Below are 20,109 nucleotides of genomic sequence, written 5' to 3' on the forward strand. Positions count from 1 at the left end.
ACCTACTTTAAAAAAATGAGGTTAAGTACCAGTTGAATAATTTATCACCAAAGAAATAGACCGTAATGCTTCCGAGTACGATAAAAGGACCGAAGGGAACTGGTTTTTCCCGTTCTATCCGTTTAAATGCAAGTAAAATCAGCGTGATCACCGCTCCATACACCGTCGAAATAAAAAATGCCAACAACACTTTTTTCCAGCCCAGTACTATTCCCAATACGCCGAATAGTTTCATATCCCCGCCGCCCATTCCGCCACGGCTGGCAAAGATGATGGCTGCGAGAAGCACGAGCCCGGTGAAACCGCCAATGATTGTTGTCCACCATGGATCAAGCGGACTAATGATTCTTCCCGCTAAGAAAAGCGGCAAAAAAAATAACAGTACACGATCAGGTATTTCCATATATCGCAAGTCTGATACCAGTATGATGGCGAGCATCGAGCTTAATAGCAAGGCGACTAAAAGTTCTGCTTGAAATCCAACATGCCAGAAGCATGCTGCAAACAACAGGCCGGTTCCCGACTCAGTCACAGGATATATCGGGGAAATGCAGCCGCGGCAATGACGGCAGCGGCCCTTTTGCCACAGATAGGACAGGACGGGAATCAGCTCATACCACTTTAAGGAATGACCGCAATGCGGGCAATAGGAGCGATTCTTTGCGAACAACTGCTGCCTGGGGACCCGCATGCCGACAACATTGAAAAACGAGCCAAAAATCAATCCGAGGATGAAAAAATAACAGAGGTAAAAGATTGTCATCATGTTCTCCTATATGCAGAGAGATCCCTCAGCGGGGATCCCTCGGTATTCTTCATTCTATTCCGTAGTAGTGGTGGTTGGTGTAAACTCGAAATTTTGTTCATCTGCACCTGGATTGCTCTTATACACAACTTTACCAGTAGGGAGCTCCGTACCGTCTTTCTCTTCCAGGTAATTTTTGGTTACCAGATCAGCAACTGTAATTTCCGTTTCGAATTCTTCGGCTGCATAAGCAATACGGGCAGCCTCGATAATCATATCGATTTCTGCCTCATCCGCTTTATGCTCTGTGTTTCCGATTATTCCACCGATAGCCGGCACCGCGATGGCCGCGATGATTCCTAAAATAACAATGACTGCGAGCAACTCGACCAACGTAAACCCTTTTTCTTCCTTGCACTTCTTCCATAATCTTCTTAACATCAATGATTCCTCCTTGACTATGTATTTTGTCGACAAGCCTGCGACTACCATGGTTTCCGGCGGTTCTCCCATTGTTCTCTCAACTAACCCTATTATACTATATAAACCGGCTTTGAACAGGACCTTTTTACTAGAATCCGTATATTTTCTGTTAAATACTTTCAAAAATAGAAAACATCGGTATGATGATAGCCAACACGATGGCGCCGACCATCACAGCCAAAAACACGATCATGATCGGTTCGATCAGCGATTTCAGTTTATCAGAAGCCTCATCCAACTCCTGTTCGTAAAAATCGGCGACTTTTTTCAGCATTTTGTCCAAAGAACCTGAACTTTCTCCGACGGCGATCATTTGGGTCACCAGCTTCGGAAAAGCCCAGTGTTCTTTCATCGGGCCTGCCAACGATTCCCCTTCTTCCAAAGCATCCCGACTTCTTTTCAACACTTGCTTGAACATCTTGTTGCCGATTACTCGTTCAGTAATACTGATAGCCTGCAAAATCGGAACCGAGCTGGCCAAAAGCGAGCTTAACGTCTGGGTCATCCGGGCTAATAAAGCTTTTTGTAAGAACTTGCCGAACAACGGAAGTTTTAGTTTAGCACGGTCCAACCGATCTGCGATATAAGTCTTTTTGCTTAAGTATGGGTAGAGGACGGAAAATAAAACAGCCAACATGACTATTACCCACCAATAACCTTGGGCCAAACTACTTATTTTTAATACGGCTGCCGTATAAGCAGGAATATCTTCTCCAAAAGAGGCAAACATTTCCGTAAAAATCGGAACAATGAAAACTAGCAGAAAAATGGAAACCAAAATAGAAATCGCGCCTACTGCCAATGGATAAGCAAGCGATGAAGCGATCTTCTGTTTCAGCCTATATTGCTTCTCGTAATAGGCCGCCATATTATCGAGAATGTCGTCCAGACTGCCGCTGATTTCCCCTGCATGGACCATACTGACCAATAATTCCGGAAATATTTTTGGATATTTCTCCATTGCATCAGTTAACGGGACACCTGTCTCCAAATCTTGTTTGACGTGTTCCAGAGCTGCTTTCAGGTATTTGTTATCAGCCTGTTCAGCCAGGATTGATGTGGCAGCAACCAGTGAAATGCCTGCATCGACCAAGGTAGCGAATTGCCGCAAAAACAAAACGAAATCACGGTTTTTCACCTGTCGTCCCAAATGAATATCTCTGTACAGGAAACTGTTGAGCTCTTCCACATCATAAACAACCACACCCTGACTCCTTAGGTAAGTCAGTGCTTCCTGCTTCGATTCGGCACTCACTTTTCCCGTCCTAGCCTTTCCTTCCTTGCTTCTCGCCCGGTATCGGTAATACGCCATTCAGCCTCACCCTCTTTCCTTGAGGTAAGGAAGGGCGAGTTCTTCGGAAATTTCTCTTGTTCGCAGCAATTTTTTTATATCCATTGTCATCGTGTGCATCCCTTGCTCGCGGGACACCTGCATGGTATTCGGAATTTGGTGCATCTTTTCGTTTCGGATCAAATTCTTTATCGCTGCAGTATTCCGCAAGATTTCTGTTGCTGCTTTCCGCCCCTGCTTATCAGGGGTCTGAAACAAACGCTGCGAAATGATCGCCTGCAGTACGTTTGCCAGTTGTATACGAATCTGTCCCTTTTGATGGGAAGGAAACACGTCGATGATTCTGTCCATCGTGGAGGAAGCATCGGTCGTATGCAAAGTTCCGAGGACAAGATGACCGGTCTCGGCGGCTGTGATAGCGGTCGCTATCGTTTCCAAATCGCGCATTTCTCCGACGAGTATGACGTCTGGGTCCTGCCGCAGGCAAGCACGCAAACCATTTTGGAAGTTTTGCGTGTCGAATCCTACTTCCCGTTGGTCAATAATGCAATTTCCGTGGGAATGTAAGTACTCAATCGGATCTTCCAACGTAATGATGTGTTTATGCATCGTCTTGTTCATATAATCAATCATGGCAGCAAGTGTCGTGCTTTTGCCACTTCCCGTCGGCCCTGTAACCAGCACCAGTCCCTGGGTGCTGGCAGCGATTTCTTTGATCACCCCGGGCAGTTGGAGCTCTTCCAGAGTGGGAATGACCTTGGGAACGACGCGTATAGCAAGCGAAAGACAATTCCGTTGATGAAAAATGTTCATCCTGAATCGTGATATTCCAGGTAGGCCATAAGACAAATCTATTTCTCTCTTCTCCTGCAGTCTATCCCATAACTTGTCATTTATCGCGGATTTGACCATATTCTCCGTATCCTCTGGTGTAAGCATTTCCTGTCCGAACGGCTTTAACTCCCCATGGATACGGAAAACCGGCGACGTCCCTACTGTAAGATGAATATCAGAAGCATTTCGGGAAAAAGCTTCCTCCAATAAAGAATCCAATCGATTCATGTTGATTCCCCCTTACTCTTCAGTTGCAACACGTAAGACTTCTTCCAGGCTGGTGGTTCCTTGCATCACTTTTTCCAGACCGTCATCCATCAAAAACTTCATGCCTCTCTGCTTCAAGTACTTTTTCATTTCGGACATCGTGCTGTTTTCCATCATCATTTGCCGGACAGCGTCATCGATCACGAGCAGTTCCTGAATGGCTGTCCTGCCTTTATATCCGGTCTGTCTACAGCTGTTACAGCCTTTTCCTTCATAAAGCCTGTCTATTGCAATGTTATGTCTTTGGAAAATTTCTTTTTCCATTTCATTCAATTCCCTGCTTCTTTTACAGTTCTTGCACAGTTTTTTTACCAGTCGCTGTGCCATGATTCCGGATAGCGACGATACGACCAAATATGGTTCTACTTTCATATCAAACAGTCTCGGTATCGCAGCCATCGCACTATTCGTATGGAGGGTGCTGAACACCATATGTCCGGTGAGGGATGAGCGGACGGCTATTTCGGCAGTTTCTGTATCGCGGATTTCTCCTACCATGATGATATTGGGATCCTGTCGTAGTATCGACCGGAGTCCGGCGGCGAAGTCGAGACCGATTTTTGCATTCACTTGCACTTGGTTGATTCCTTCCAACTGATATTCCACTGGATCTTCCACTGTGATGATATTGACATCTTCCCGGTTCAATTGATTGATTGAAGCATATAGAGTAGAAGTTTTTCCTGACCCAGTAGGTCCTGTCAATAGAATCAGTCCGGAGGGCTGCTGAATAAGCTTGTTATAAGCATGATGATTTTCTTCACTGAAATCCAGATCATTTAGCTTTTTAACAATATTGTTAAGGTCGAGGATCCGAATAACGATTTTTTCTCCGAAAACTGTCGGCAAAATCGAAATCCGTAAATCGATCGGCTTTTCGTCGATAATAACCCGGATTCTTCCATCCTGCGGAAGCCTCGTCTCGGTAATATTCAAGTTAGCCATGATTTTCACCCGGGCAGTCAGCGAGTTTTGCAACCGTTTCGGAATTGTTCTTTCCTTATGCAATACGCCGTCGACCCGATACCGGACCGATAGACTGTCTTCCGCCGGGTCAATATGGATGTCGCTCGCCTTTAAATGGACCCCTGTTTGAAGCAGTTGATCCATTAACCGGACTGCAGGAGCGTCATCAGCGAGGTCCGCTTCATCTTCTTTCAGGGTGAAATCCTCCAGATCGTAATACTTGTTGATCGCCTGCAAAATATCATCCTTCGAAGCGATCACCGGCTTGACATCGAACCCGGTCGACAACTCTAAATCATCGATTGAAAAGTAGTCGATCGGGTCATTCATCGCAACTGTCATGGTATTTTCTCTCAAATTCAAAGGCATCAACACGTTGCGCTGTGCCATTTCCTTTGGCACGAGCTCGGTAAGTTTTTGATCAATGGGATAGCGATATAACGACACACTTTGGATACCAAGCTGCAGCTCCAATACTTCAAGCAACTGCTGCTCGGTAATATAACCGTGTTCCAATAAGGCATCCCCGAGTTTCTGACCTTGTTTTTTTTGGTCGAGTGTTTCTACGATTTCCGTTTCCGTTAATACTCCCGCCTCTTTCAATAAGTCGCCCAGCTTCTTTTTATTGCGAATTGCCATGTTCTTCCTCCTGTTCGTCCGTTTCCCTGATTGGTTCTTTGGTGATGATTTCCTCTATATCCAACGTCCGGCCAGAAACAAACGGAAGCTCATCGAGATTGAATTCTTCATACTCAATCCTGCCGCCCCCATCTCCGGTCAGCGAGTCGGAAACAACCATCCCTTTCAATTGGCCGCCTCCTGTAAAATGGAAGTCTGCATTTGGAGCATATATAAGGTAAGCACTCCTTGCTCCGCCATTAACTTTTACACTTGTGCCGCCAGTGAAAATATGTCCGGTGAAGCCCCCGCCGCCCGTTAACTCGATATTAGCCCGTTCCGCAAAAAGGGAGCCTTTTATCACTTGTGATCCGGCCAGTCTCACTTTATCCAACCCTTTGTAATATACACCGACAATTCCTGTCTCCCCTGCTCCATTCAACGTACTCCCCGAACCTAACGTGATTTTATCCCGAACATAAAACGTCAGCTTACCCGGGTTCTTCAATTCAATGTGGCCATTCTCTATATTTAAATGGTCAACGACTATAGAAAGATTGTTGCCATGCAAGTCTATGGTTAATTTATTGTTACTGCTGATTTTGATTTCTTTGAAAAAAGCGCTCCGTTCCAAGGACAGGGAATAATTTCCTCCGCCCCTGATTTTCAGCCTTCCTTCCTGGATGTATCCTGTTTCACCACCTTGCAACCGTCGGTCATCTACCTGCGGATATTCAGGAAATGCAGGAAACTCAGGCATTTCCATCGAACCTTTTGCTTGTCCTTGAAGACTTGGCAAGTTATCAAGCATCCATTTCGGAGCATCAAGTGCACGGTCTTCCGATCCAAAAGGTACATAGATGTTTCCTTCCACTGTGGCTCCCCCATCAAGACGGATGGAGCCATCCTGATCTGAATTCGTTTTGATGCCTCCCTTGATTGTCGCACCACCTGATAAATCGATACTCGTATTGGTATATACCGCTGTCCCGTCAGGTAAATCGACGCCTCCGCTGTCTTTCGGAATCCAGTTGACGGTGAACGGGCGTTCCACCGTTCTGGAACGCTGGCCGATTGTACCAGTGGAAACAAGTCTATACTGGATGGTTTGTCCATCGTCCGGCGAATCTACCTCGATTTGCACGATGGCTTCAGGCTGTTTTCCGTACGCCTGTTCAAAATTGTTGTATGTCCGTTCCGCTTGGACCAGTTCCCTTATTTCTGCTTCAGACCCTTCTTCCTCCTCATAATAACGTTCGATCGCTGTTTCGATTTCAGCATATTTCAAGGCAGCACCTGCTTCAGCGATATAATAGGCTGACTGATCGCTCCGTTCACTTGAGCTCAGCTTTGTATGGTTCACTATCACACCGAGCAAGCTCAACCCTAGCACCGAAAGAATGACGAGTACAATCAACGTGAAAATGAGAGCAGACCCTGACTGATTATTCCATTCACCTTTTCCGTTCCATTTTTTTCTCGGTATCATAATATCCCTACTCCCTGATATACAGAACGGTTGATACTTCGGACAATTGATGTGCGTCACCAGCACCCTTTATTTTCAGCTTCACACCAGTGCCTCGTTCCGTTGACTCAACTAGAAAATCGGCAATCCCCTCGGCAACCATTCGCCCGTCCCGTAATAGCAGACCATCTTCCAACCGGTAAACAATCTCATCAAGTTCCAGTTGATTGTTCGTTACCGTTAAAGAATCGGCTTGACGCACGTCCTTGGTTATTTGCTTTAAGGCCAACCTGACTTCCGATTGCTGTTTTGTCTCCTCTAACTGGTTTGTATATTGTTTTTGCCCGAACCAGGAAACAGAGCCGGCAAGCGTGATTATCAAACCCAGCAAAGCCAGTACAGCCAGTAACTCTACCAGCGTAAAACCTTTGTTATTGGTCATCTTGCTGCACCTTCCAATCAATTGTCGTTTCCATTTGAGCTTCCAGTTGGGAAATATCAGATTCATAGACTTTGACCACCACATTCCCGATATTACTGTCCTCAATCAACGGTTTCAGCTCTATCCTCACCTGATAACCATCCGAAGTATCCGTGAAGATCCGATTATCTGCTCCATCTCCATATTCGTCGGCCAGTTTATTTTTGCATTCAGTGTACCCCGGACAGTCGACACTTATTTGATAAACTTCTTCCATGTAACTTTCAGCCACGTAAGTAGCGGTAACAATCGAGCCCGCATTTTTATTGGTCTTGGCTGCCTGAGCAAAAAAAGCGAAAAAACTCGTAATGATGATTGATAATATTGCAATGGAAACAACTACTTCAATAAGCGTCATGCCGTTTTCTTCCATCATAATCCGCTGCTTCCACCTGGTCACAAACACTCCCCCTCATTCCTCGTGATTCCGGCCCTATCAATCCGGAAAGGATAAGCTTCCACAAAAAAGCTGCGGCCGCTTCCCGGCAACAGCGAATTCTTAGAAAAGTTCCTATTTCTCATAAACGGCCACGCGGTTTCGGCCTTTTTGTTTTGCGCCAACGTACATTGCCCTGTCCGCATGCCGGATGAGTTCCATCGGTTCTTCACATTCATCAGGATAGGAAGCTATACCGATGCTTGCGGTCAGAGATACTTTTATCGTTTCTTCCCCGTCCATGATGTGGTCGGAAAGATAAAAAGGGTCTTCTGATATAGACTTGCGAATAACTTCTGCAAGGAACAATGCTGCCGATTTATCGGCATTGGGAAGAAAAATGATAAATTCCTCTCCACCATATCGGGCAGTTATCCCCTTCTGTCCGATTATCCTTGTAAGTCTTGCAGCAAGTTCCCGCAATATTTCATTTCCACTTTGATGGCCGTATGTATCGTTGAAAGCTTTGAAGTGATCGAGATCAAGCAATATCAAGGAGGATGGATCTGTGATACTTTCCGGCCGCTGTCTTGTAAAGTACCTATGCAAGTAATCTTCAAAATAACGAAAGTTGTATAAACGGGTAAGAGCGTCCCGTTCACTCCTCATTTTCGTCTCTTCGTAATTTTTCGCATTTTGCAACGATACCGCCAAATAATTAGTCAGAATAGAAAGCATCATGAACTGAGATTTTTCAAATGCCCGCTTTTGTTTCGAAATCAGTGTAATGACGCCGACAACTTCGTTATCCCTTTCCAAGGGTACAGACATCAAACTTTCTCCCGGCATCTCCAAGTGTTTGGCGACCATATCTGCCCACTGGCTCCTTCGATGATAATGGACCCCTTGTTTACTCGCCCAAACCCGACCGCTTACAGCTTCATTTTTAAAGAGCCGGTCATATTCCGGAAAGTCCATTCGTCTTTCCATGTCGATAAAGCGGACTAGCCGCATGCTGGATCCATCTTCCACCTCATAGACCATCGTATAATCCACGGGCAACAACTCATGTATTTGCCCATTGAAGAGATCGATGACCTCATTCACTTCCATTTGCGCTGTCAACTTATGACCAATTTCACTCGTTTTTTGCAAATGATAGTTGATTTTTTGGCTTGAATGAAACATCCGTAAAATATAACTAATACTCAGTAAAGGAAACCCGATGAACACAATTGCGGTCGTCCCATTTTGTACAAACAACAAATGCAGGATCAACCCGATCGGAATGACCAAAATCAGTGTATAAGCTTCCCAAATAAGCCCCCTGTCAAAAAAAGGAGCCTTTATGCCGTAAACAAATCGCTTGATTAAACGCAAGGAGAACTGATTGGTAAAAAAAGCAGTCAATACATATCCGGCAACAGGCAGGGCATTTTGCGGATCCTTCAGCACGCCCGCTCCATTGTTACCGCCCAACAACCAATAGACCAGAGCTGATATAATCGAAATGATCAAAAACATAAAAAGATTCATAGGAATGCGAAACCATTCCGCCCGCTTCAATCGAATACCGGCCAAAAGACAGAGGATGGACACCTGCGTCAGAATGACTTCGATGAAAAGACCGTAATATAAAAACACAGCCAGACTAAGCCCGTTCACGAAAAAGATGGGCGTTTGATTGATGATAATCGGAAACAGGGCGACACTGCACATGAGAAAACCGAATAATACTAAGTCATACCAGTTGACCGGGATATCAGGATTCCATTGCTGATAACTCCACCAAGTAAGGAGCGGCCATAGAATGAGCCATATAACTAAAAGAGCAATTTTTTTATTTTTACTTACCATTCTCAGCATCTCCCCGACTTATCTATCACTTTCAACTCATCACGCTTAGGTCTTAAGCCTTATTTAATTTCCTAAATTTAAAATACCATACTTATCATGGTTTAACAAAGAATTTTCTGACTAATTCTATGAAATATAAGGAACCGGTGATGAATAAGATAGATTCTCCACTTGAGTCCAAGTGACGGCGGATGACCTTTTCCCATTCTACTATCTTGCTGTTTTTGGCCGGATAGTGTGACTGCAAGACTTCTGCTGAAGCTGCCCGTTCGTGCAGGAAAGTCGTAAAATGGACGCTTTGAAACTCATCTTCAAGCTGTGGAAGCATTTTTTGGAGAGGCTTGTCCTTAAAAGCGGCGAAAAGTAATTGTTTCTTCTTGTCTGGATAAAAGTGGTTCACCGTTTGTAAAAAGGCCGCCATCCCTTCAGGATTATGAGCTGCATCGACGATGATGGCCGGGTGGTCATGAATTTTTTCAAATCGGCCACTAGTCACAGCGTGTTGCAATCCCTTTAACGCTTTTGGCCACTCGAATGGAAAGCGGCCTTTCAAAAGCTTCACAGCCATAAGAGCCAGCGCTGCATTTTTCACTTGGTGACTGCCTGCCATCGAAATCACAGCTTCCTGTGACCATCCATTGCTTTCAAACGTGAATACCGTCTGGTCCGGATGTTCCGCTGCCACTTTCTTGATAGAAAAGTCCTTTGATATTTGGTAAACAGGTGCGTGAAACTCCTTTGCTTTATTTAAAATAACTGTGGCTGCCTCTCCTGAAACATCCCCGAGCACAAGCGGTACTCGCTGCTTTATGATGCCTGCCTTATGACCGGCAATAGCTGCAATGGTTTCTCCAAGCATACGCTGGTGATCCAAACCGACATTGGTGATGATGGAAAGGAGCGGAGTAAAGCAATTGGTTGCATCCTCTGTGCCTCCCATTCCCGTTTCAATTACACTAATTTCTGCATGTTCACCCAAAAAGCAAAAAGCAGCTACAGTATGGATCTCGAATGCGGTCGGAGGATTTCCGCTTTCATCTAACATTTCAATGAAAGGCAGCATCCGATTGACCAATTCGACAGACTGGGTGTCTGTCATTGAACTTCCATCAATTTCGATTTCAGCTTTTAGTCCCGCGATGTGCGGTGTAGTGTATGTACCGACTTTCCAACCGCCGTTCATGAGCATTCCTTTGATGTAAGTGACCGTTGAACCTTTGCCATTCGTTCCAGCGACATGGATGGCTTGAATTGTTCGTTCCGGATGACCTAGCCTTTCCAGAAGAAAGCGGACACGTCCTAGTCCTGGTTTTACGCCGAGCTGTTTCCTTCCCTCCAGAAACGTGTTTACTTCCTGATAATTGCTGAACATGGTGCAACCCCCGTATCTTTCATTACACAAAACATTTCTGTTATGGTTTTGCTTTTCAAAAGTGTGAAAGCTTTTTAAAATATAATACAGCAATAAATAAATTGCTTGTTTATAGATTCGCATGCTTCATTATATACTATCACTAGCAGACGAAAAAGGAGAATGACATGTTAAAAAATGGATGGGTCATTTATAACGGACACCTGCCTGGCGAGAAATTCAAAGACTTCGCGGAATGGATACAGGAAGCAGCTGAAGAAAAGGGAATCGAACTGAAGTTAATCAAAAACAATGAGTTGCTCGCCCTACATCGACAGACAGGCGGCACTCTTTTGATGGAATATAACAAACGGCCTGATTTTGTCGTGTTTGGCGACAAAGATATACATCTGGCCAGGCAACTGGAATTAATGGGTATTCCCGTATTCAATAGTGCACAGGCAATCAGCCGGTGTGATGACAAAATAGCTACTTATCAAGCCTTGTCAGTCCATCATCTTCCTATCCCTGCAACCATTGCAGGTCCAAAGATTTTCCCTAACTCCAGGGCTTTGGAGACAGCAAACCTAATCGAAGCCGGAGAATTGCTCGGTTATCCATTGGTTGTAAAGGAAGCGTTTGGTTCTTTTGGCGAGCAAGTGTACTTAATAGAAACAGAACAGGGTTTGATAGACAAAATAGGAGAACTGCGAGACCGCCCATTTGTTTTGCAGGAATTTATTTCTTCCAGTTATGGGACGGATGTGCGATTGAACGTGGTCGGGGACAAAGTGGTTGCTGCGATGAAGCGCACTTCCCCGGATGATTTTCGAGCAAATGTAAGTGCAGGCGGATCAATGGAAGTTTATCAACCAACTAAACAGGAAGCAGAATTGGCAGTAGCTGCTTCCCATGCCGTCGGTACAGATTTTGCCGGCGTCGATCTTCTGTTTGGGCCGGAGGGGGCTCCCATTGTCTGTGAGGTAAACTCCAATGCCCACATCCGCAATATATTCGATTGTACTAACGTAAATGTTGCGGCATGGATCATCGATTATATCATAGAGAAGCTTCAGGAGGGATAAAATGCAAGTAACCGGATGGCTGATTTATAAGCGGGAAGATGCTGCTGTCAACACACCTTATATTGATTGGTTCACCCAGGAGTGTGAAAAGCAGGACATCAAGCTTCTCCTCGTCTTTCGGGAAGAACTTACCATCGGTGTGTTTGCGGGAAAATTGACTGTTAAAACCGACGAAAACACGAGATTGCCCGACTTCTGTGTCGTCCGCACCATCGAACCATTGCTGAACAGGCAACTAGAAATGCTCGGAATCCCTGTATTCAATTCTTCGGAAGTTTCTTACCTCTGCAACAATAAAGCAGTCACGCATCAAAGATTGTCAGCCTTGGGTATCCCGATGGTGGATACAATCTTTCTGAAAAAATATCTCCTGGGCGAACATTTGCCTGTTCCGGTACCATTCGTCGTAAAAGAAGCCACCGGAAGAGGCGGTCAACAAGTCTACAAAGTAAACAATCTCGATAACTGGCTTTCTGTAAGGAATGAACTGCAAGCTGAAGATATCCTTATACAAGGAAGCGCTGTACAGTCTGGGAAGGATTTGCGAGTGTTCGTAGTGGGGAAAGAAATTATCGGTGCCGTGCTGCGAAGAAATGAAAATGATTTTAGGGCCAATTATAAACTTGGCGGGACTGCTGAGTGGTACGAATTGTCTGAAGAAGAAATCCACTTGGTCCGTAGGATTGTCGATCATTTTTCGTTTTCCCTGGTAGGAATCGATTTTCTATTTTCAAGTACCGGTTCTTTGTTGTTGAATGAAATAGAAGATGTGGTTGGCAGCAGAACGTTAAGCAAAGTTAGTGAAATCAATCTTTTGGAAAAATACGTGAAATGGATCCGACATCAAATCTACAAGGAGGAAACTTGATGGTCCATATCAGAAGAGCTGGAAGAGACGATGCCGCAGAAATCGCCAAGGTCAGTGTCGATTCCTGGTTATCCACTTATCGAGGAATTATACCTGAGAAGATATTGAAAAAAATAACCTATAAACAACGTACGACAGCCTTCAAAAATCGGCTTGACGATCCACAGCACTATCTATTTGCGGCCGAAACAGCAGATGGACAACTAGTCGGTTTCATTAATGGAGGTCCGGAAAGAAGCGGGGTTTATCCCTATGATGGAGAGATTTACAGCCTATACATACTCGATGAATATCACAACCTCCAAATCGGCAGAAAGCTTGTCCGAGTGATGGCTGAGCGGTTGCTAGAGGATGGACATGAATCCTTGTTGGTCTGGGTTCTGGAAGAGAACCCTGCCAAGGAATTCTACAAACACCTAGGGGCAGAACCAGTCGACCGTAAATACCTTGCGGAACTGGAAGCTTTTGAAACAGCTTTAGGCTGGACTTCGCTGAGAAAGTCGCTATTTTAATAGATGGTCGCTTTTGAACAAAAAATATAAACTGCGACATAGTTTGGATGCGTCTTTCTGACTTCTTACTTTTGTTGAGTTGGAATTCGACGCTGCGAAAATACCCTGCGCTTTCCGCGGGCGGCTGGTGAGCTTCCTCGAGCTGACGCTCTGCGGGATCTCACCGAGGCCTTTCCTCCCGCGGGAGTCTCCGGGTATTTTCTTCGCTAGGAACAGCATTTCTGTTTAGAAACACCTCGAAATTTTTTTATTCATAATACTCCATGCACCGTATCATCAAAAGACATTGCCAGGAAAACAAGCAGAAAGTCCAAGAACAGGAGAAAAGACGGGAACTCCAACTGTCCTTTATGAAAAGAAGTACACATTTCCAGACAAACGTTTTTAAGATGGCTCGTTGGTTCTCAAGGAAAAAGTCTATGCTTCCTTTAATCAGCATGCTTTTTAGCGCAGGTAGCATACGCAGACTCCTGCGGGAACAGCACGAGCTGAAGATCCACTTGGTAAAGCGGTTTTCTTTACCAAGTTAGCTGAAGCCGAGCCCGCGGAAAGCGAAGTATGCTACCGAAGCGATGGGTAACACGCTTTTTGAATAGGAATGAAACTCCACTATGAGGAATTCGTCCACGCAAAAAAACACAGGGGGCATGCAAATACCCCTGTGCTCTTCTACTTCTATCAAGATTGCAGTTCATCCAGTCTAGCCTGTACTTTTGCACGCTTCTCCAAATAATCTGCCTGTTTCTGTTTTTCTTCCTCGACTACACTTGCTGGAGCTTTGCTGACAAATCCTTGATTAGAAAGTTTCTTTTCCACTCGTTCCACTTCTTTATTCCACTTCTCAAGTTCTTTTTTGAGTCGCTCGATCTCTTTCTCAATATCGATCAACCCCTCGAGCGGCAGGAATAATTCTGCTCCAGTGACTACCGCGGACATTGCTTTTTCAGGTGCATCGATATTGTCCGAGATCTCCAGCTTGCTCGTATTACAGAATCGTTCTAAATAATGACGGTTTTTCTCCAGCTTTTCAGCGATGGATAGGTTTTCCGTCTGAATTAGCAGCTGGACCTGCTTTGACATCGGTGTATCGACCTCAGCCCGAATATTTCTTACGGACCGGATGATGGCAACCAGCTGTTGCATTTCCTGCGCAACTTCTTCATTATGGAGTTCCCTTTTCACAAGCGGCCAGGCAGCTCTTGTAATTGATTCTCCTTCATGAGGCAGGTGCTGCCATATTTCCTCGGTAATGAATGGCATAAACGGATGGAGCATCCTCATCGTTTGATCAAGTACATATGCAAGGACAGACCTTGTCGTGTGTTTCGCCTGTTCATCCTCTCCATATAGCGGGAGCTTCGCCATTTCGATATACCAGTCACACAGTTCATCCCAAATAAAGTTGTAAAGATGACGTCCCGCTTCGCCAAATTCATACTTATCCGCATTTTTGGTCACTTGCTCGATGGTCTCATTCAGTCGGGTCAAAATCCACTCATCGGCGACCGATTTCTTTCCGGTCAAATCTATTTGCTCATAACGCAAGTCCCCCATGTTCATCAAAGCGAATCGGGAAGCATTCCAAATTTTGTTGGCAAAATTCCAAGTGGATTCCACCTTTTCCCACTGAAACCTCAAATCCTGACCTGGAGTAGTACCCGTCAATAGGAAGTAACGCAGGGAGTCTGCACCATACTTATCGATTACATCCATCGGGTCGACACCATTGCCGAGCGACTTACTCATTTTCCTGCCATCGGCAGCACGAACAAGACCATGGATCAATACGTCTTTAAACGGACGTTTGCCAGTGAATTGCTTTGATTGAAAAATCATTCTTGAAACCCAGAAGAAGATAATATCGTATCCAGTGACAAGCGCATCCGTCGGAAAATAACGTTTGAAGTCCTCTGCTTCTGTATCCGGCCAGTTCATCGTCGAGAAGGGCCACAATGCAGATGAGAACCATGTATCTAGTACATCTTCATCCTGTTCCCAATTGTCGCTATCCTCCGGAGCTTGCTTGCCTACATATATTTCTCCGGTTTCCTTATGGTACCAGGCTGGTATCCGATGTCCCCACCATAGTTGACGGGAGATACACCAATCACGTATGTTTTCCATCCAATTCAGATAGGTCCGTTCAAACCGTTCTGGAACAAAATTCACTTTTTCTTTCTGATCGGACTGCAATTCGACAGCAGCATCAGCCAATGGCTGCATCTTGACAAACCATTGTGTCGACAAATATGGTTCGACTACAGCCCCACTGCGCTCTGAATGGCCGACTGAGTGCATATGCTCTTCTATTTTAAACAATACATCCTGATCCTGGAGGTCTTTGATCAGTTGCTTCCTGCATTCAAATCGATCCATGCCCTGGTAGCTTCCCGCGTTTTCATTCATCGTTCCGTCCTCATTCATCACCAGGATGCGCTCCAGATTATGGCGGTTCCCGATTTCAAAATCATTCGGGTCGTGGGCAGGTGTGATTTTAACAGCTCCGGAACCAAACTCCATATCGACATAATCATCTGCGACTATTTCGATTTCACGACCAACTACCGGCAAGACAACTTTTTTGCCGATCAAGTGCTGATACCGTTCATCTTTTGGATGGACAGCAACAGCAGTGTCGCCGAGCATCGTTTCCGGACGGGTAGTCGCTATCTCGATATGCCCGCTGCCATCCTTTAACGGGTACTTCATATGATAAAAATGGCCTTGGATTTCTTCGTGAATTACTTCGATGTCCGAGAGTGCTGTTTTGGTTGTCGGATCCCAGTTGATAATATACTCGCCGCGATAAATCAACCCTTTTTCATATAACGTGACAAAAACTTCTTTCACGGCTTCTGACAAACCTTCATCCAGTGTGAACCGTTCACGTGAATAATCCAATCCAAGCCCCAGCTTAGCCCACTGGCGGCGGATGAAGGCAGCGTATTCTTCTTTCCACTCCCATGATTTTTCAAGGAACTTTTCGCGCCCTAAATCGTAACGGTTTTGTCCTTCTTCCTTGAGCTTTGCCTCGATTTTTGCCTGGGTGGCGATGCCTGCGTGATCCATACCAGGCAACCAGAGTACATCATATCCCTGCATCCTCTTCATTCTGGTAATCAAATCTTGCAGGGTTGTATCCCAGGCGTGGCCGATATGCAATTTTCCTGTGACATTCGGCGGGGGAATAACAATCGTGAAAGGCTGTTTTTTCTCATCACCGTCCGCTTCGAAATACTTCCCTTCCACCCAAAACCGATAACGATCGCTTTCGACTGCTTGTGGATCATACTTGGTCGGCAAAGATAACTCTTGTTTATTTTCATCCATTTCGTTTTTACCTCCTGCTCCCATAATTGCCGTGCAGATAAAATGAAAATGGTACCCTTGCAGCATTCACCGCCAGGGCAATCCTTCCCTGTTTGCGGAAATCCTTGCTCATGCACAATGTCGACTTTCACAACATAACAAAAGCCCTCCTCATCCTAAAGGACGAAAAGGGCTGTATTTCCGTGGTACCACCTTTGTTTACAGACGGACGCATCCAATCTGCACACTTGAATGTTTTAACGGCTGTAAACCGGCTACCTTTACTTTATTTCAAGGAAGCTGCATCCCGGGCGACCTTCCAAAACAATCATCCTGGAAAACCTCTCAGCTAATGGTTCCCCTCTCTAAAGGCATTGTATTGTACTCTTCCCGATCACGGCATTTATGGTGTTCAATTTATATTCCTTATTTTATCCAAATTTCAGCTGGCAAGTCAACAAAAAGATGATAAAAATAGCCAGGTGACAAAAATGCGGCTGATGGTGCCATTAATTTTCTCTTTTTAAGTACCATAATGCCTTTTCCGTTCATAGGATACACCAAAAGGCAGCAAAAAGGAGTGAAAGCAATTGGCTCGTTATTATCGGTATAAACTCCCTCCATGGTGCAGGTACTGGCTTATCGTTTTGGAAAAGGCTACCTTGCCGATCATGATTTTTCAACTGATCCGTACTTTGTTTTTTCCCACTACAATGGACGTTTTCCTGCTTGGTTTGTTTGTCGGGGTTTTCGTTGCATTTTACCTGGAGTGGATTTAATCGTCTTCTTCCAGCTTTTCCAGGTACTCCTGTCGTTGGCCTTCAAGTATTTCCTGAAATTTCAGGCCATAGTACAACCTTCGATAAGTCCGTTCCAAATCTCTTATTTGAAATGGAAGCGGTCTGTCGTACGGCCTCCGGAGATGGTCTTCTACTGTATCCAGGTAATTAGACGGATTGATAGATAAAATAGCCAAAAGGGATTTCTCACTGAGCAGCAATCGGTTCTGCTTTTCATATAACGGGAAAGACTGCAAAACCTCCTGAAAAGAGCAATCATGGAATTGCCATTCCTGCTGAAAATAAACGGATAAATCCTGTACCGGGTTGCCAGTAAAAGCATGTTCCCAGTTGATAAACTTGGCTTGTTCCTGACCAGTTAACAAATGAGATGTACGTAAATTGCCATGGCATAGACATGTTCTGCCTATTTTGTCTCTACGCAAATCTTCTATATACGACTCAAACCATGCAGAAGTTTTAGAGAAGGCAATTTCGATATCACGATAATGGGTGCATACCTCTAATTCATACGGTGACATAAAGCGTCTTGCCTCAAACTGTTCAACGTATTCTAGTAAGTCTGCGCGACGGGATTCTAGCTTTTGTAATTCCTGAGCGACTATATCTTGCACCAGTTCCAGGTTGATCTCATGTTCTTCCATCGTCACAGCATGAATATTCGCCAATTCCCGGAAAAAACCTTCCAGTTCATGGACTGGTTCATCTCTCTCCAGTTTTTCCTGCCAAGGAGACAAATAATAAATATCATTTTCATAAGGAACGTATATTTGTCCTCTTTCAGTTAAATAGACAGGAACGATAGAAGATAGCCTGTGCAAATTGGCTATACGGAATACATTTTCCCAGTCAGCAAGGGCTTCTGACTGCATGCGAGACTTTTTTAGGGCGAATGTATGATCATATGTGTGTATTTTGTACAATCTGCTTGTTATCGGAACAATTTCTGCAGGTCCGATTTGGTATTCTTGCAAAACTGTTTGAATCCTTTCCACCGATCTCCCTCCTAAAAACTCACCGTTTCTTATTCTGATTTTACGAGGTCGAAGATATCTGCCAGAAGAATTCCTGTCGTAAAAGTTGTAACGCAAGAAATCCCTTGACCGAATCATGGATGGCAAGGGATTTTCTCATATGCTCTTCACTTTTTGACAGGTATATATAGAATCTGTCCTTCTTCTATGTCATCGTCCCCTAAACGGTTGGATTTTGAAATGTGAAGTGGGGAAACCTTGTACTTTTCCGCCAATGATGCGAGTGTATCGCTTTCCTGTACGATGCACATTTTCAAGCGTGCATAGCGTTCTTCTTTGTTATCAAAGATATTCAATAAATAGCGAGTATCAGGGGTTTCTCCGTCCCTTCCTTCTGGAGATTCCTCACTCGACTCGACGGATTCTTCATACACATCAACTGCCTTTCCATCATCGCTTTCATATTCGACATGGCTCGATTCAGCTGATTCCTCCACTTCTTCCACTTTGCCGAAGAACTCTGCCAGTGACTGGGTTTTCTGTTTCCACCGGTCTTTTTCCTGTTCCTTTTCCTGTACTTTTTCCTGTTCCTTGTCGTTGGAGGCTGGAAGATCGTCGGCTGATTCTTGCTCTCGTTCGTGGTCTTCAGCGGGGGATTCTGCTTTTTCTTTCACGTCAAACCGGAATACTTCCTGCTCTTCTGTTTCCAACTCCGTCTCCTCTTTTACAACTTCCAATTGCGGTGTATCAGGAATCGTGTTGTCACGTGTTCCTTCTGCACCTTCAGGATCCGCTTCTTCCAGCAAACCTTCTGCTTCTTCCTCTAGTTCCGTTTGTTGAAGGGCGGCTGTTTCTGTTTCCTGAGTACTTTCCTGACGTTGTTCCGTAACACCGTGGATTGCCAAGGAAGCATTTAATTTCAATTGATTGGATGCAGGCAATTCATAATCAAACGACTCAATCCCGACCATGACTTCATCCAGTGAATTGACTCGATATTTTGGTATGGACACTTCGACTGGAAAATGATGAAAAAACTCATTCACCCCATCTTCATAAGCTTCTATTTGATCAACCAGCCGGTGGGATGGGTGCTCGCCGGAAAAGCCATCACCATCATCGGAATCCCCCAGACCTTTCACCTGAAAGTACTCCCCTTTCAACTCAATTACACCCCTGATGGATACAAACTCACCCATGTCTTGAATAGAAATTTCCGGATCCAGGGATATTCCCATCATTTCATCAACTTCCTGTCCTTTTTTAAACCAGATAGATTCATTCAAATCAAACGTAAACACGGATTGACCACCTTCTGCCAAAACTTACTCCTCCCTTCAAGATCCATAAAACCTCGAACACTCTCTCCCTTAAGATATATGACCATCCCTTGGAATTTATGCCAAAACCCAATAGGAAGACAGGAGAACCATCAGCTCAGACTTTGTATGGACAGCATAGTGAGGGGACAGTCCCCCTCATGCAGGGGGACTGAATGGCAGGGGGACTGTCCCCGAATAGGGGGATGGCTTCCTCCCATCGGGCTGAAAAACCTTAGAAATAAGCATTCTTTATAATGAGGGTCAGACCCTCTCTCTTCGCACTTGATTTATTACTAGGGGGAATCAAATAAAAAGGGACTGACCCCGTTGGGTAGCGCGGGAAAGGCTCCACTGACTTGGGAATGAAAAACATAAGGCTAGCCACAGCAATGCGATGAAATCATTAGATATCTGGATAAAAGGAATTCTATCCATGGAGCTTGCCTTATGACAAAACAAAAACCGAACGAATTCGTTCGGTTTTTGTTTTGATCACTATGCT

Annotated in this window: 17 protein-coding genes and 1 other annotated feature; of the genes, 4 read left to right on the forward strand and 13 right to left on the reverse strand. The window is 44.8% G+C overall.

What is annotated here, in order from left to right; all coding sequences use genetic code 11:
- Positions 1-7 precede the first annotated feature (7 nt).
- From ABVF09_RS05470 to ABVF09_RS05515, 10 genes are all read right to left on the reverse strand, one after another.
- Positions 8-763 carry a prepilin peptidase gene (locus tag ABVF09_RS05470; protein WP_026569804.1) on the reverse strand — a complete coding sequence of 252 codons (756 nt, stop codon included), beginning with the start codon at positions 761-763 and terminating at the stop codon, positions 8-10.
- Between the two features lie 57 nt (positions 764-820).
- A complete protein-coding gene (locus ABVF09_RS05475; protein ID WP_153464682.1) occupies positions 821-1,186 on the reverse strand; it encodes a prepilin-type N-terminal cleavage/methylation domain-containing protein in 366 nt (121 codons plus the stop codon).
- 151 nt (positions 1,187-1,337) lie between these two features.
- Positions 1,338-2,540 carry a type II secretion system F family protein gene (locus tag ABVF09_RS05480; RefSeq protein ID WP_026569803.1) on the reverse strand — a complete coding sequence of 401 codons (1,203 nt, stop codon included), beginning with the start codon at positions 2,538-2,540 and terminating at the stop codon, positions 1,338-1,340.
- A gap of 6 nt (positions 2,541-2,546) precedes the next feature.
- Positions 2,547-3,581, reverse strand: a complete 1,035-nt coding sequence (locus ABVF09_RS05485; protein ID WP_371068736.1) for a type IV pilus twitching motility protein PilT — start codon at positions 3,579-3,581, stop codon at positions 2,547-2,549.
- A 12-nt stretch (positions 3,582-3,593) separates the two neighbouring features.
- Positions 3,594-5,225, reverse strand: coding sequence for a GspE/PulE family protein (locus ABVF09_RS05490; RefSeq protein WP_371068737.1), 1,632 nt, complete (start codon positions 5,223-5,225; stop codon positions 3,594-3,596).
- Positions 5,209-6,693, reverse strand: coding sequence for a pilus assembly PilX N-terminal domain-containing protein (locus ABVF09_RS05495; RefSeq protein WP_371068738.1), 1,485 nt, complete (start codon positions 6,691-6,693; stop codon positions 5,209-5,211). The genes ABVF09_RS05490 and ABVF09_RS05495 overlap by 17 nt, the downstream gene beginning before the upstream one ends.
- A 7-nt stretch (positions 6,694-6,700) precedes the next feature.
- Positions 6,701-7,114 (reverse strand): prepilin-type N-terminal cleavage/methylation domain-containing protein, encoded by a 414-nt coding sequence (locus ABVF09_RS05500; RefSeq protein ID WP_371068739.1) that lies wholly within the window; start codon positions 7,112-7,114, stop codon positions 6,701-6,703.
- Complete coding sequence (locus ABVF09_RS05505; RefSeq protein WP_371068740.1) at positions 7,104-7,553, reverse strand: type IV pilus modification PilV family protein; 450 nt, start codon at positions 7,551-7,553, stop codon at positions 7,104-7,106. The genes ABVF09_RS05500 and ABVF09_RS05505 overlap by 11 nt, the downstream gene beginning before the upstream one ends.
- A 111-nt stretch (positions 7,554-7,664) precedes the next feature.
- Entirely contained in the window at positions 7,665-9,386 is a 1,722-nt protein-coding gene (locus ABVF09_RS05510; protein WP_371068741.1) for a sensor domain-containing diguanylate cyclase, read from the reverse strand.
- 94 nt (positions 9,387-9,480) lie between these two features.
- The gene (locus ABVF09_RS05515) at positions 9,481-10,758 is read right to left on the reverse strand and encodes a bifunctional folylpolyglutamate synthase/dihydrofolate synthase (RefSeq protein ID WP_026569797.1); all 1,278 of its coding nucleotides are present in this window, start codon (positions 10,756-10,758) and stop codon (positions 9,481-9,483) included.
- 167 nt (positions 10,759-10,925) lie between these two features.
- Here ABVF09_RS05515 and ABVF09_RS05520 point away from each other — a divergent pair, with 167 nt between their 5' ends.
- The 3 genes from ABVF09_RS05520 to ABVF09_RS05530 are packed head-to-tail and all read left to right on the forward strand — an operon-like array spanning position 10,926 to position 13,202.
- Positions 10,926-11,822 carry an ATP-grasp domain-containing protein gene (locus ABVF09_RS05520; protein ID WP_371068742.1) on the forward strand — a complete coding sequence of 299 codons (897 nt, stop codon included), beginning with the start codon at positions 10,926-10,928 and terminating at the stop codon, positions 11,820-11,822.
- A 1-nt stretch (position 11,823) separates the two neighbouring features.
- A complete protein-coding gene (locus tag ABVF09_RS05525) occupies positions 11,824-12,690 on the forward strand; it encodes an ATP-grasp domain-containing protein (RefSeq protein ID WP_371068743.1) in 867 nt (288 codons plus the stop codon).
- On the forward strand, positions 12,690-13,202 hold the full coding sequence (locus ABVF09_RS05530) for a GNAT family N-acetyltransferase (protein ID WP_371068744.1): 513 nt from the start codon (positions 12,690-12,692) through the stop codon (positions 13,200-13,202). The genes ABVF09_RS05525 and ABVF09_RS05530 overlap by 1 nt, the downstream gene beginning before the upstream one ends.
- A gap of 678 nt (positions 13,203-13,880) precedes the next feature.
- Here the strand turns inward: ABVF09_RS05530 and ABVF09_RS05535 are convergent.
- Positions 13,881-16,532, reverse strand: coding sequence for a valine--tRNA ligase (locus ABVF09_RS05535; protein ID WP_371068745.1), 2,652 nt, complete (start codon positions 16,530-16,532; stop codon positions 13,881-13,883).
- Positions 16,533-16,687: 155 nt separating this feature from the next.
- Positions 16,688-16,918: a binding site (T-box leader), on the reverse strand.
- Between the two features lie 183 nt (positions 16,919-17,101).
- On the opposite strand from ABVF09_RS05535, the gene ABVF09_RS05540 reads away from it, so the two are divergent.
- Positions 17,102-17,290 (forward strand): hypothetical protein, encoded by a 189-nt coding sequence (locus ABVF09_RS05540; protein WP_026569791.1) that lies wholly within the window; start codon positions 17,102-17,104, stop codon positions 17,288-17,290.
- Here the strand turns inward: ABVF09_RS05540 and ABVF09_RS05545 are convergent.
- Positions 17,287-18,306 carry a phosphotransferase gene (locus tag ABVF09_RS05545; RefSeq protein WP_161993104.1) on the reverse strand — a complete coding sequence of 340 codons (1,020 nt, stop codon included), beginning with the start codon at positions 18,304-18,306 and terminating at the stop codon, positions 17,287-17,289. The two genes, ABVF09_RS05540 and ABVF09_RS05545, sit on opposite strands and share 4 nt — an antisense overlap.
- A gap of 146 nt (positions 18,307-18,452) precedes the next feature.
- The gene (spoVID, locus tag ABVF09_RS05550; RefSeq protein WP_371068746.1) at positions 18,453-19,607 is read right to left on the reverse strand and encodes a stage VI sporulation protein D; all 1,155 of its coding nucleotides are present in this window, start codon (positions 19,605-19,607) and stop codon (positions 18,453-18,455) included.
- Between the last annotated feature and the right edge of the window lie 502 nt (positions 19,608-20,109).

The organism is Sediminibacillus sp. JSM 1682029, assembly GCF_041366435.1.
In the GTDB taxonomy this organism is placed as follows: Bacteria; Bacillota; Bacilli; order Bacillales; family Amphibacillaceae; genus Sediminibacillus; species Sediminibacillus terrae.

Bases quoted from the DNA above. Each gene is read 5' to 3' on its own strand.
- ABVF09_RS05470 (WP_026569804.1), bottom strand. From the start codon at position 763: ATGACAATCTTTTACCTCTGTTATTTTTTCATCCTCGGATTGATTTTT.
- ABVF09_RS05475 (WP_153464682.1), bottom strand. From the start codon at position 1,186: ATGTTAAGAAGATTATGGAAGAAGTGCAAGGAAGAAAAAGGGTTTACG.
- ABVF09_RS05480 (WP_026569803.1), bottom strand. From the start codon at position 2,540: ATGGCGTATTACCGATACCGGGCGAGAAGCAAGGAAGGAAAGGCTAGG.
- ABVF09_RS05485 (WP_371068736.1), bottom strand. From the start codon at position 3,581: ATGAATCGATTGGATTCTTTATTGGAGGAAGCTTTTTCCCGAAATGCT.
- ABVF09_RS05490 (WP_371068737.1), bottom strand. From the start codon at position 5,225: ATGGCAATTCGCAATAAAAAGAAGCTGGGCGACTTATTGAAAGAGGCG.
- ABVF09_RS05495 (WP_371068738.1), bottom strand. From the start codon at position 6,693: ATGATACCGAGAAAAAAATGGAACGGAAAAGGTGAATGGAATAATCAG.
- ABVF09_RS05500 (WP_371068739.1), bottom strand. From the start codon at position 7,114: ATGACCAATAACAAAGGTTTTACGCTGGTAGAGTTACTGGCTGTACTG.
- ABVF09_RS05510 (WP_371068741.1), bottom strand. From the start codon at position 9,386: ATGGTAAGTAAAAATAAAAAAATTGCTCTTTTAGTTATATGGCTCATT.
- ABVF09_RS05515 (WP_026569797.1), bottom strand. From the start codon at position 10,758: ATGTTCAGCAATTATCAGGAAGTAAACACGTTTCTGGAGGGAAGGAAA.
- ABVF09_RS05520 (WP_371068742.1), top strand. From the start codon at position 10,926: ATGTTAAAAAATGGATGGGTCATTTATAACGGACACCTGCCTGGCGAG.
- ABVF09_RS05525 (WP_371068743.1), top strand. From the start codon at position 11,824: ATGCAAGTAACCGGATGGCTGATTTATAAGCGGGAAGATGCTGCTGTC.
- ABVF09_RS05530 (WP_371068744.1), top strand. From the start codon at position 12,690: ATGGTCCATATCAGAAGAGCTGGAAGAGACGATGCCGCAGAAATCGCC.
- ABVF09_RS05535 (WP_371068745.1), bottom strand. From the start codon at position 16,532: ATGGATGAAAATAAACAAGAGTTATCTTTGCCGACCAAGTATGATCCA.